Here is a 14,309-nt window from a genome sequence, read left to right on the forward strand (position 1 = left end):
AGGGATTTTTTAATAGCAGGGAGCTGATAAATGAAATCAATAACGACACAAACTATCACTGTCTTTTTCTTATTTTCGCCATTCATTACTAATGCAAATGAGCTCAGTATTGATAAAGCCAAAATCATCAATATCAATGCACCTCTAAAAAACCATATTTCATTCAATACGTTCGAGACCTTATCTTCAAATGAACATGGTTTGATTTTTAATAATGATGTAGCGAGCAATAATAACTTGGGTGATAAGGCAGCAAAGTTAATACTCGCAGAAGTGACAGGTACCGAAGAAACTCAGATTCAAGGGGTATTAGGTATCAAGGGACAACGAGCAAACCTTGTTATTGCAAACCCAAATGGTATTTCTTGGAAAAAAGGCACGATAAATAATATCAATAGCCTGTCTTTAATTGCAGGGAAATTAGAACAGCAATACGTTAGAAATAAAGAAAATAAGAAGCAACTTGAACCTAAAAAAAAGGAGGATTACAGTAATCTTAAATTTTCAACCCACCCGGCTGGGCTAATCAGCATAAGCCAACAACAAGGCAATCCTATTCAGTTATCTAAAATGAATATATTTGCCGATCAAATAAAACTGCAAAATAACCTCAATATCAATGCTGCCTTGCAAAACTACATAAGTACGTCAGGTAGTGGAACACTTTCACCAAGTGAAGGTGTGATAAAACATAACACTAAATTCAAAACAGATATCCCATATTTTCAAGGAAATCACTTTGAATTAAGTGAACAAGCGAAATTAACAGGGCATACTGTGATGTTAGAGAGTCATCAATATCAATGCAGTAATGATTTTCTTTGCCCTCAAAACAAAATCGATATTCATGGGACAATTAAAGCACTGAATTTCTCATTACGTGGTAACAGTGAAATAACATTTTCAAATACAGGAGTTCTTCAGATAGGGAAGAGTCAACAAGCACTCGTCGCACGCCCCCCTCAATAATATCGAAATGCAAAACAACAATGTAAAGCGGCCTCAAAAGAAGAGGCCGTAAGGTAGATTTTTGAATTACATCCAGAAGAACCAAGCAAATAATGAAATCACAATGATACAAGCGACATTCAGTACAGCTCCAACTCTCACCATTTCTATTTGGCGTATATAACCCGAACCAAACACAATCGCATTAGGTGGTGTTGCTACAGGTAACATAAAGGCACACGATGCACCGATACCAATAATCATGGTTAGCACAATGACAGGCATACCCAACGCTTCAGCCACTGTTGCAAAAATAGGAACTAATAACGCAGCACTTGCCGTATTACTGGTAAATTCTGTCAGAATGATAATAAAGGTCGTGACCGCTAAAATAATGACAAACCAATGACTTTGGCCAAATGTTAGCTGCATCCAATCCGCCATAATTTTACTTGCGCCAGAAGAGCTCAAAATTGCACTCAGTGTTAAACCACCACCGAATAACATCAATACGCCCCACTCTGTATTTTTTTGAATCTGAGACCAATTTGCGACGCCCGTGACACAAATTAGAATTGCGGCGCTCATCGCTATGATGGTGTCTAAATCTTTCACACCACCGAATGCATCGCTGATAAAAGTACTAGTGATCCAACAGACTACCGCTAACAAAAATATTATCATTGCAGTAATACGTTTACTGTTCCATTCAACATGTTCTAATTCAATTTCAAAGCGATGTTTAAGGTTTGGACGCAACATCATGTACATTAAAACAAACATCATCGGCAATAACACAACCATAATTGGAATGCCGTATTTCATCCAAGAAAGGAAGTCTAAGCCTAAAGCAGAAGCCGCAATGGCATTTGGAGGGCTACCAACGATCGTCCCTAATCCGCCAATACTTGCACTGTAAGCCACACCAAGCAAGACAAACACAAATGTATTACGTTCATGACGGACATCAAGATTGGACAAAATACCGAGCACAAGCGGTAACATCATTGCTGCTGTTGCCGTGTTACTGATCCACATTGACAAGCCCGCCGTTACACCAAATAACAGCAATACAGCAACTGAGAGACGCCCACGCGCAGCCATTAATAAGCGATTCGCGATAAGCCTGTCTAAACCTTGAATATGCAAGGCTGTGGCTAATGCAAACCCACCAAAGAATAAGAAAATAATGGGGTTCGCAAAAGATTTAAGCGCATCCCCAGTATTCATTAGCCCAAGTCCCACGGCTAAAATAGGAATGCATAGCGCTGTCACTGTAACGTGTATAGCTTCAGTAAGCCAAAGCACGCCAATGAAAACCATCATCGCTAACCCTGCATTCGCTTTCTCATCAAAAGGTAGGTATTTCAAAAGTAAAACCAACAGCACAATATCAATTGCTAAAATAATCCAACCACGCTTATTGGCGGGAGTTGGACTTACTGCCGGCGTCAAAGATTCAGAAGCATCCATGTAAGACTCCATAGCTCGGAAGCAAATTGTTTTCGAGTATTATTGTTAATATTTATTTACAAGGTCTGAAATATAGAGTTAATTGAATGGAATGAAAATGTGGAGTAACCAAAAGTGCGATCTATGCCGTGTAATTTGCTAATCTTTACCATGAACTCCAAAAAACCGAGCTATTGCATCGCAAAAATCGAAGAATTAAAAACCATCATATGAAAAGTGTGCAATATAAATCTCTTTTTATTCCCTTGGGTAAGAATAAACATAACTTGCTGATTTTTATATAATAAAACAACTTATTCCATTGGTTAATTTATTGCTATAAAAACCAGCTATGAAATCAATCAGTTAAATCTATGAGTAAGGTGATAAAAGTGGTGGTATCAAACTTAATGCACGTTCTGATGGAAAATAAGCACCAGTGTCTTGCTGTGATAAATCAAGGTCAAAATTAAACATCACTGCTTTTTCAATAAGTAGTTGAGTTTGATGTTCACTTATTGCGCTAAAATCACCTTGTTGTGCATTAAATAAACTTTCTGTATGTATTGTATCACGAGTAAATTCACTCAGACTCATAGAGTATGATTGATTGTGTATTCGGATCTTTAAATGATTATGTGTTTTAGCGTTTTGACCAAACACCTGCCTAATAACTAATGATGTTGATGAATTTATATCAAAAATAACTAAGTCATCATCCCGACGAAACGTCATAAGTGAACGGCGATTTAATGCAGGCAAAATGAGAAGATCCTCTTTTTCATCATAGCTATCATTATCAATAATAATCGTTTGGTAATTCAGCCATGATTCTTGGCTGATTAAATAACTATCTTGTCCTTCTCCGCCACTTAAAATAATATTTTTCACGTTTTTGATTATTGATGGGCTAAGAATATCATGCTCTTTTCCACCTTGAATAATCAAAGAAGAACTTAAATGATTAGCACTAAATTCATTATTTGACTGGCTGTTTAATAAACCAACATAAAGTATTTCTCCATTTTCAGCGGAAATTAATAAACCTTCATCTACTCGTTCTACTTTATTAATTTGAAAGCCAGAGTAAAGGTCAATTATAGCAGGTAAATCAGTTGGGTTATTGAGTACTGAGCCTTCAGAAAATGCAGCCATTAATTCTTTTTCTGTTGCGAAGTGTTGTTCATACAATTTTTTTTGCTTTCTATCAAAAATTACCCCTCCAGAACACGTTGCGTTCAGACCTAAAAATTGCAGTTCATTTTCTGAAGAAAGTTGATGTGCAATGATGACTTTCCCTTGAACACTCCATGCTGGAAGTATTTTGCTATTATCAACACTTCTAATACCAAGTAATGGAAGAACCGTTTTATCCCGATAATCAGATTCTAAGTCCCGCCACCAATATGCATGCTCTCGAAGCCATTTATCAGTCAATGCAACTGTAGATGAAGACCTATTAACATTTAACTGGCTAACAACACCAATGCTATCAACAAGTAGTAAATTTCCTTTCCATGTAAATACACGCTCTAAATTAGGCATGAACATAAACCAGGCTGAAGGTTTTATTACATTTAATACATCTTGCCCCGCACCTCTTTGTTGATATAGTGATTTTTCCTTATCACTATAAAAGTAAAAGACTTCAGTCCCATCGTTATCAAATAATGATGAGACTAAATGTAAATCCTCAGGGATTGCCCAATGACTTTGCCTCAAAGTACGATCGACGGGAAAATGACCAAACCCTAACGAAGCAGATAGGTTAGGCTTAATCAGTTTATTATCTTTGAGTCTAATCCAGTAGCGGTGCTGAGCTTGATTGTAGTCACTTCCAGATATCATCACCAAACTGGCTAAGCTGGAGTATTTCAATTGTGACATTCTAAAATTATTTTTATTATCAATTAAGTAACGCTGTAAAATTTCTTCAGGTTCAGTACTTCCTAACTGAGTATGAGTGTTAGCTAAATCGACTAACAGTTCAGGTGCTGAAACAAGACTCACCAATTCAATGTTGTTTTCTACAATTTGGTAATTTGCTACCTCGAGTGAATCTTGATAGCGACAAGAAAAATAAATAATATCTTCTTCTGACCATACTTTTAAAACGTCTAAATTACGTGCCATTTTGTTTTCTAATCGGTATTCAGAAAGAACCTTTCCACTATTAAGGTCTGTCACCCAAATCAGAGGCGAGCCTACTGAATAAAAAATAGCCTTATCTTTTCTAACCCACGCTAACAGTGCATTTTTTTTCTCTGCATCAATTGAGTCTGTAAATAGTATTTTTTCCGTTTTCACATCAAAATAAGCACGGCCTACATTGTTTCCATTATGCTGATAATTTTCAATAATAACATACTGTTGATGTGTTCTATGTTCCAAGGCTAGAGTGTGTAAATATGCATCAAAACCTTTTATGTTATTTTTCCATACTGTTTCATCAATACTCACAACTGTCATCGATTTTGTTTTGAAATTTATTTCGTTTACTTCATTCTCATTTCCAATAATATAATATTTACTTCCTGGATTTTTATTCTTGATAAAAAAATCAACCTCCCCAACGCTTACTCGATCATCAAATATTTTTATATTATTATTATTATCTTTTGAGTTAATTATCCATTGAGAAGAGTTCTGGCAGCTTGAGCAATCTGATAATAATACATTGACTCCTTCATTAATATTAATGGTATATTTTCCCCCACACCCTTCTAGATCATAACTAACAAATCCGTGCCACTCTTTTGGTAAATTAGGCATAATTAGATTACGTTTTTTATTGTCTAACCTAACACTTATTGGGGTATTAACATACTCATGGTAAATATGAGTAATTGTATTTTCGCTTGGGAAAATATAAAAATCATAGTCAAATTTATCAGTCCGCTCTAGCCTACGAATAACATCAAAACCATTGTCGTGCCTTGTTGTTGCCCCAGGCCATAAATTATAGTCATACTTTATATATGATTTTGGTGTCACTGGTAAAAAAACATTCTCTTGTGAAGCGAAATCCACAGTATGGTACCTACTTACATAGCCTATTCCTGTACGAATATTAATTGCTTGTTGTCTATCATGTACCATAGTTGGAAAATTACCCGCCCAAAAAATATAATTTTTTCGCCCCCCGCCAGAGGATTTCTCACTCGTGCGATAAATATATTGACTATCAAATTCGATTTTATCCGCTTGTAAGTCGATAGTTTTAAATACAGCACCATATTTAGGTATTAAAGTTTTATTATCTTTCGAATATTCATAACCGTTACCTTGGTATGCTTTATCCAGTGCGCTAAAATACAAACCAACCGCTTTGGCATCCTCACCTATGATGGCAAAATTACGCGCAAGTGCTGTGAAACCAATCCCAAGCCCAGAAACAATGACCCCCATTCCACCGAAAGAGGCTGATGCAGTCGTGTAACCAAAAGCATCAGCACCTATAGCCACAGTATTAGCTAAAAAACTTGCAGAATCAAAAACGAGTTGAGTACTAAAAGTGATTGTCTGTGGCTCATTTTCAGCTTGTGTTATTTCATAAATATCAAACCCAATCAATGCACCATTAAATAATGTCGATAGCCCCTCATTAGCAACTTTAGCGAGTGATGATGAAAAGAGATTCATTGAGGGAGATACTGCTTTTGTTTGGTAACTTAATGCGGTTTTAGCTAATTGCGTTATATGAGCAATATCTTTTACTGTGCTCTGGGTGATTAATGCATAATTTACATAGGTATGAATTTTTAAAGCCATAGCTAAATTTGATGTATTCGAAGTCTTTGTATTTTCAATCCGGTTTCTGTCTTCTACCCATTGGATGATTGATTGAATCACAACCCCCGCATTTAAACCATCAATAGAAATACCTTCTACAGTTAGGCTTTTTTGTCTGAACTCTTCTTCAATAAAATGATAATCGCGCCCAAACTCCGTCATTTTTTCAAGGCTATATTGGTGAAAATCTTTAAATGTTTTATCGGTTGTTTCAACCCATTGAGTTAAATCTGTGTTATCTAAGTGAATAAATTGAATACGATAATGCCCCTCTTTCTCTTCTTCTATATTAGAAAACAAGGGAAGCCATCGATCATCAAGGTTATTTTCTACAGATAATTTAACGCTTGCTTCATGAATTTTTTCTGCCCACTGGTTTGCATCCAAGATGGATAGTGAACATTTTAATTGTAAATCTTCTTGGTATATTTCATTTTGGCCTCTTAATATTAATCTTGCTTTATTCTGCCTCGCTTCTATTGTGCTAATCTCATTTTCATCGCTTAAATTTTCAACGGTAAGCTGGTTACCTATCGAAACCCCACTCATTTTATGAGTATCGATATAAACCAGATTAAAAGCCGGCTTTCCATCTACGTCAAATGCAGAGTAATAAGGTGCAAATTTTTTCTCAATAAAGAACTTTGTTATTGCATTAAATAAACTTTGGCTATTATCAAATACAAAAATACCAAAGTTAGGATCATAAAAATAGTAGTTACTCTTACCATTTTCCACTTTTTTCCCTAACATCATTGAATGACTATTAGTATTTAATGCAAACATCATTGTGTCATCACGAACAGTTAATAACTCATGGATCTTGTTTAAGCTCATTTTCCCATAGGAAAAAGAAGATTCAACAGCACCGGTATTTGAGTGTAGGTTATTCAACCCCTTCTTTAATAAAATGGAATTTTCATCATCTGGATTTGCAGCAGCGACATAGAGTTTATCTATGAGCTTATCAGCACTATTTTGTCCCCCTTTTGCCAATGCAACAGACATCGCCCTAACCAGTGGATAACAGCGTCCACCAGATTCACTTTTAATAATTGATAAGTAAAAGTCCTGGGGGATCAACCTATTTCTTTTACTACCATTTTCATAAAAAAACTCACTGATCTTACCCGTTTCAATAAGAATTTTATCGATATACTCCGCATAATCAGCATCTTGAATCAATCGATATAATGCACCTCTTTCTTTTGCGGAAATCTCCGCTAATACATACTGTTTTTTTAATTGCCAAGACGTTGCATTACTATTAATTTCTTTAATTACAATATTATTATAATTTTTCATTCCTTCATTAAATTCATTTCTAAAATCAATATTCTTTGATGTTCTATGTAAATACAATAAATTTTCATAGCGCTCGATTATTGTTAGCCGACTACGTTCATCTGCTTTAGATGATGAAGACCCTGAGTTTATTCCTCGAACCACAAAGTCCATACCTTTATTCTGTTTAAGTGTTTGCAAATAAAAAGCATATTCAACCTCAAGCAAGCTCGAGTATATCTCATTAAATTGTTCGTTTTTTATTCTATCTAAAACCTGATTAACATCTATCGTTGCTTGCATATCAGAAATAATATCTTCATCATTAATTCTCTTTAAATTTAGTTCTATATTTCTAATTCTATTTTTTAACTCATCTGAACTCGCTTGGACTTTTCTTTTTACTTCATTAGCTAAATTTAACCAATGAGTAGAGTTAACTTTTTTTTCATCTGTGACTGAATACTCTTCAGCTGTAGAAAAATAGACGTCTAGTTTTTTTGCAAAAAGATTCAACTTTTCGTGTACATTTTTTCTGTAAAGATTAAATTCCGTTTTTTTTTCATCTAAAAAATAACTCTCTGCTGATTTAATTTTTACATTATCAGGCAAAAAGTGTAATCCATCCTGATTCGTTCTATCTTGAAAAACCAACTTCCAATTTTCATCATCAAAATATAAAAAAATAAAGGGACTATCATGCTCCCTATTTTTATAATCCCGCTCATCTATAGCCATGGTAACATTATCATAAAGTAAAGAACTGTTATAACGGCTATCATAGAAAACTCTATATTTTTCTGAATCTAACTCTGTGACAATAACAGAGCCTTTATTAACCTTACTTAAAAATAAAAATTTATTTTCTGGAGATGTTTTTTCTATATCAATATAATTAGAAAAGTCTTTATCTGCCCCTTTTGAGTTAGTATCTAAAAAATAACTCTCTAGTGCATAAGCAGGATTTGAATGATAAGTATCATCAACATACTTTATTTCATATTCAGATTTTTCATTACGGTAAAATACAAATTTCCCACTTACTGGTATTTCGTCTATATCATTGAGATAACCTGCATTAACTTTATATGAGTAGCAAAATTGCTCGGGGTTTAATACAAATTGTTGTATATCTCGACTTGGATCAGTAGTACCTAACTCTAAATTTGAACCATTCAGCCCTGTTTTCAAAAACCTATCTTTAATCGTTTGAGAAATAAGCGCAGGGTCTTTAGGATCATAGCCAAAACGTTGTAATGTTCTTGGTAATGTGTTTATTAACCTTTCACCTGTTAATAACGATTCAGTGACTGCCTTGGCCATAATCACTGCCCTTGATTCACCATAGCTACTAGATTGCCCCTCTACCGTTTCAGAATAAGAGATCCCAGTCATTAGCCTTTTCATACCAACGGGCGTATGTTCAATAAGTGCATCTGGTGGTAGCAGTGATTTTAATTGCTGGCTAACTTCTTTAGCAGACACAGAACTCGCCTCTGCAAGGTAAATAACGGCTTGATCGGTTCTGTTACCTAATTTTCTTGGCCCCATAATTTTTGATTGAAAGACATTTTTTTGCGGATCATTGTCATATAACTTAATCAAAGCATTTGCTAAATCAATGTAATTTTTCTTATTAACATTAACCGTTAATCGAGCCATTAATTTGGATCTACTCAAATAACGTTGACGGTAATCTTTTGGTAAAATACGATAAGCACTTGCATTCAATTGTTGTTCTGAACTTAATTTAAAAAAAGATTCTTCATTTTGCCCTTGGACTCTAATACTGACTTTATCCCTAACCTCTGAATTTAGAAGAGTTTTGAACTCATCAAAAAATAAATTTCTTTCTTCAAGATTTAACCTACTTGATTCTGCCGGGATATCATTACTATATAATTGATAAATAATGTCAGTTATTTTATCTTCAATATAATTCTTTTTTTCTATTAGTGTCGAATCCCAATTAAAACTATTATTTTTATAACCAACTTTAATCTCTTTAATTAAATCGATAATTTCCTGAGCAGTTCTTGCTTTATCTCTGCCTTCCCTTGAAATGGCAAGTAACGACTCATAACCTTCCTTTTCCATATTCCACCATTTAATATCAAAATTAATTTATTTTAAAGACTTATTTCTATCACAGAAAATAAATATTATTGAATTCGTTTTAATAAAATAGGTAAATTTAAGATTAACTTTAATATGGAAAAAATGATTTTTTTATCGTTTTTTAAAATATCATTTATTTTAAGCATAAAAAACGGGAAGCCGATGCCTCCCGTTGCAATCAATTAGCTTAGCAATTAAATTATGCTTGGCCTTTAACTTCTTTTAAACCGTTGAATGGTGCACTGTTACCCAGAGCTTCTTCAATACGGATTAATTGGTTGTATTTAGCAACACGGTCAGAACGGCTCATAGAACCTGTTTTGATTTGCCCCGCTGCAGTACCCACTGCTAAGTCCGCAATAGTTGCATCTTCAGTTTCGCCTGAACGGTGAGAAATAACAGCAGTATAGCCTGCATCTTTCGCCATTTTAATTGCAGCCAAAGTTTCAGTTAACGAACCGATTTGGTTGAATTTAATTAGGATTGAGTTAGCGATACCTTTGTCGATACCTTCTTTCAGGATCTTAGTATTAGTTACAAACAGGTCGTCACCAACCAATTGGATTTTGTCACCAAGAACTTTAGTTTGGTATGCAAAACCATCCCAGTCAGATTCGTTCAGACCATCTTCGATAGATACGATTGGGTACTGTTTAGTCAGCTCTTCTAAGTAATGAGTGAACTCTTGAGACGTAAAGGTTTTACCTTCGCCTTTCAGTTCATAATTACCTGTTTCAGCGTTGAAGAACTCAGATGCTGCACAGTCCATCGCTAACGTTACGTCTTTACCTAATACATAACCTGCTTGTTCAACCGCTTCTTTGATAGCGGCTAACGCTGCTGCGTTAGATTCTAAGTTAGGTGCATAACCACCTTCATCACCTACAGCCGTGTTCATACCTTTAGATTTCAGTACTTTTGCTAAGTGATGAAAAATCTCAGAACCCATGCGAACCGCTTCTTTCAGCGTTGGTGCGCCAACAGGCTGGATCATGAATTCTTGGATATCAACGTTGTTATCTGCGTGCTCACCACCGTTGATGATATTCATCATTGGCAGAGGCATTGAATATTGACCGTGAGTCCCATTCAGATCAGAAATATGCTCATACAGAGGCATACCTTTTGCCGCTGCTGCTGCTTTTGCGTTTGCTAAAGAAACAGCCAGAATTGCGTTCGCACCAAATTTAGATTTGTTTTCAGTGCCATCAAGGTCAATCATGATTTTATCGATATTTGCTTGATCTTTTGCATCTTTACCGATCAGGGCTTCTGCGATTGGGCCATTAACTGCACCAACAGCTTTCAGAACACCTTTACCCAGGAAACGTGCTTTATCACCGTCACGCAGTTCCAGAGCTTCACGAGAACCTGTCGATGCACCTGATGGTGCAGCTGCTAAACCAACGAAGCCACCTTCTAAGTGAACTTCAGCTTCAACAGTTGGGTTACCACGAGAGTCAATGATTTCACGGCCGATCACTTTAACAATTTTGGACATTAGGTTTTCCTCAGTACAAGTTAAATTTCGGGAAGTTGGTGCCAATGCGCCGACTTCCCCATATCTTATTTCAACTCACCTTTCTGGTACTTACCAGCGGCTTTAACAAAACCTGCAAATAATGGGTGACCATCTCTTGGGGTCGAAGTGAACTCTGGGTGGAATTGGCAAGCCACAAACCAAGGGTGATTTGGGTTTTCAATAATTTCTACCAGTTTGTTATCTACTGAGCGGCCTGCGATTTTTAGGCCCGCATCTTCGATGCGTTTCAGTAATAAGTTATTCACTTCATAACGATGACGGTGACGTTCAACGATGGTTTCAGCACCATACATATCACGCACTAAGCTACCATTCACTAAATGGCATGGCTGCCCGCCAACACGCATTGTACCGCCAAGGTCGCTCTCTTCAGAACGCACTTCAACGTTACCCTCTTCATCACGCCATTCTGTAATCAGCGCAACAACTGGATATTTACAATCTGCTTTGAATTCTGTTGAGTTTGCATCTGCCATATTGGCAACGTTACGTGCAAATTCAATCAGGGCAACTTGCATACCCAAACAAATACCTAAATAAGGGATTTTATTCTCACGTGCGTATTGCGCTGTCAGAATTTTCCCTTCTACACCACGCTCACCAAAACCGCCTGGAACTAAAATTGCATCAAGCCCTTTCAGTAATTCAACACCACGGGTTTCGATATCTTGCGAGTCGATTAGCTTAATATTCACGGTTAAACGATTTTTCAAGCCGCCGTGTTTCAGTGCTTCGATAACTGATTTATACGCATCTGGTAACTCAACGTATTTACCCACCATTCCGATAGTTACTTCCCCAGCAGGATTGGCTTCTTCGTAAATAACTTGTTCCCACTCAGAAAGATTCGCTTCAGGCACATCGATACGGAAACGGCTACAGATGTATTCATCCAAACCTTGGGATTTTAACAAGGCTGGGATTTTATAAATAGAATCAACGTCTTTTAGTGAGATAACTGCTTTTTCTGGCACATTACAGAATAACGCGATTTTCGCGCGCTCGTTTGCAGGAATCACACGGTCTGAACGGCAAATTAATACGTCAGGTTGAATACCAATGGACAGCAATTCTTTCACAGAATGTTGCGTTGGTTTGGTTTTTACTTCACCCGCAGCTGCAAGATATGGCACTAAGGTTAAGTGCAAATATAGTGTGCGTTCACGACCCACTTCCGCCGCCATTTGACGAATAGCTTCTAAGAATGGCAGAGATTCGATATCACCGACAGTTCCGCCAACTTCAACGAGAACAACATCATGGCCTTCACCACCACGGATGATACGGTCTTTGATTTCATTCGTAATATGCGGGATAACTTGGATGGTAGCGCCTAAGTAGTCGCCACGGCGCTCTTTGCGCAGAACTTCAGAGTAGACACGGCCTGTCGTAAAGTTATTACGACGTGTCATTTTGGTACGGATGAAACGCTCATAATGACCCAAATCCAAGTCAGTTTCAGCGCCGTCTTCTGTAACGAAAACTTCCCCGTGTTGGGTTGGGCTCATTGTACCTGGATCTACGTTAATGTAGGGATCCAGTTTCATAATCGTTACATTGAGTCCACGGGCTTCGAGTATAGCCGCCAACGAGGCTGCGGCAATGCCTTTACCCAGAGAGGATACGACCCCGCCGGTCACAAAAATATAGTTAGTTTTCATGCTGAACCTGAAAGTTTAGGTTTAAAAGATGATGGATATAACAGGACGGGAAAACAGTATACCCGAACCTTAATTTCGCTACAAATGTTCTAAGCATAATAAGGCTAAATTTCATCAACACTCTAATATTATCAGCAAGTTAAAAACGAAAATTATTTATCGCTTCAAAAATAGTCATCTGCGTCTGTTTTTATACATTAACACAGTTTAAAGGCAAAAGCTAAATCCTTTCAGCTCATTCTATAGCGTAAAAAATGCAATTCTGCACTAAGTTTGATTTTGAATAACTATTTACTCTATCACTCGCTATTTGACGCCTAAAAATGCCATTCTATTCATTGTTTTTGAAGCTTTATTTGGGAATATTAAATAAATTACTTTTAGAATAAACCAACAACATCCAAATCTTAAAACGACAAATAGTTTCAATACTTACATGTAATGGCTCTAAATAGTTCGCATTACAGCTAGGCGGCAAGAGAGGATATCTCGGGGAGCATACATAAGTATGTGACCCATGTGCCGAACGCAGCCAACAACGCTGTAGTGTGAAATATGACGAGACATTTTATTCTTGGCTTTTAACCTGCAGCCAAAGTGCCTCCATCTCTTCAAGTGTAGCACCTTCTACAGACTTACCACTTTCGGATAAGCTTTTCTCGATTTTCCTAAAACGTCGTTCAAATTTATTACAGGCTTTTTGCAGTGCAATTTCGGGCTTATGGCCTAGGTGACGAGACAAATTTACTGTCGCAAACAACAAGTCTCCAATTTCTTCTTCTAAGCGGTTTTGATCTACAACCACCTGAGTGGCTTCTTCCATGACTTCTTCAAGTTCTTCATGCACTTTTCCAACCACTGGGCCAAGCGTATCCCAATCAAAACCGACAGAAGCACAACGTTTTTGAATTTTATAGGCTTTCATCAGTGCAGGGAGTGAGTTTGGAATATCATCAAGTACAGAAAATTGAGACTTTTCAGCACGTTCTTTTGCCTTACGCTTTTCCCATCCCTCAATCACTTCGGAACTTGAAAGTTGGTTGTTCGCATCAAAGATATGTGGGTGACGATGCTCAAGTTTGTCACTCACCGCTTGGCAGATATCATTAAAATCGAAAAGTGATTTTTCATTCGCCATTTGTGCATAAAAAACGACTTGGAATAATAAATCACCCAATTCGCCTTTTAGATCAGAAAAGTCCTCACGCTCTATCGCATCAAGTACCTCATAGGTTTCTTCAAGTGTGTAAGGTGCGATGGTTTTAAATGTTTGTACTTTATCCCAAGGGCACCCCGTTTTTGGGTCGCGCAGCTGTGCCATGATGGATAGTAAGCGTTCAATTTGGTGATTTTGCTGACTCATTGTATTACCCTTTGATTTTCTTTTGTTTCTACATTGCTACCTTTATTTCAAACTTACCAGATATAAAGGCTAATCAACAAAGAAAACTTGAAAAGGATCATTTCAAAATAGTTTGAGTTGTAGGTAAGCGGCAAGATTAGCTATCTCG

6 protein-coding genes are annotated in these 14,309 nt (G+C 36.7%); 1 reads left to right on the forward strand and 5 read right to left on the reverse strand.

Annotation, left to right across the window (positions count from 1 at the left end; translation table 11 throughout):
- Positions 1–30: 30 nt before the first annotated feature.
- A complete protein-coding gene (locus tag AABS66_RS12930; RefSeq protein WP_272681752.1) occupies positions 31–969 on the forward strand; it encodes a filamentous hemagglutinin N-terminal domain-containing protein in 939 nt (312 codons plus the stop codon).
- A gap of 66 nt (positions 970–1,035) precedes the next feature.
- Here AABS66_RS12930 and AABS66_RS12935 read toward each other — a convergent pair whose 3' ends face one another.
- The 5 genes from AABS66_RS12935 to mazG form a co-directional block, all read right to left on the reverse strand.
- Entirely contained in the window at positions 1,036–2,421 is a 1,386-nt protein-coding gene (locus tag AABS66_RS12935) for an SLC13 family permease (protein WP_206082941.1), read from the reverse strand.
- A 351-nt stretch (positions 2,422–2,772) separates the two neighbouring features.
- Positions 2,773–9,573, reverse strand: coding sequence for a TcdA/TcdB pore-forming domain-containing protein (locus AABS66_RS12940; protein ID WP_430225000.1), 6,801 nt, complete (start codon positions 9,571–9,573; stop codon positions 2,773–2,775).
- A gap of 220 nt (positions 9,574–9,793) precedes the next feature.
- On the reverse strand, positions 9,794–11,095 hold the full coding sequence (gene eno / locus AABS66_RS12945) for a phosphopyruvate hydratase (protein WP_206082943.1): 1,302 nt from the start codon (positions 11,093–11,095) through the stop codon (positions 9,794–9,796).
- Between the two features lie 65 nt (positions 11,096–11,160).
- Complete coding sequence (gene pyrG, locus AABS66_RS12950) at positions 11,161–12,798, reverse strand: glutamine hydrolyzing CTP synthase (protein WP_206082944.1); 1,638 nt, start codon at positions 12,796–12,798, stop codon at positions 11,161–11,163.
- A 568-nt stretch (positions 12,799–13,366) separates the two neighbouring features.
- Positions 13,367–14,161 carry a nucleoside triphosphate pyrophosphohydrolase gene (gene mazG / locus AABS66_RS12955; RefSeq protein WP_272574417.1) on the reverse strand — a complete coding sequence of 265 codons (795 nt, stop codon included), beginning with the start codon at positions 14,159–14,161 and terminating at the stop codon, positions 13,367–13,369.
- Between the last annotated feature and the right edge of the window lie 148 nt (positions 14,162–14,309).

The sequence above is a fragment of the Providencia sp. SP181 genome, assembly GCF_050446505.1.
GTDB classification, from domain to species: domain Bacteria; phylum Pseudomonadota; class Gammaproteobacteria; order Enterobacterales; family Enterobacteriaceae; genus Providencia; species Providencia vermicola.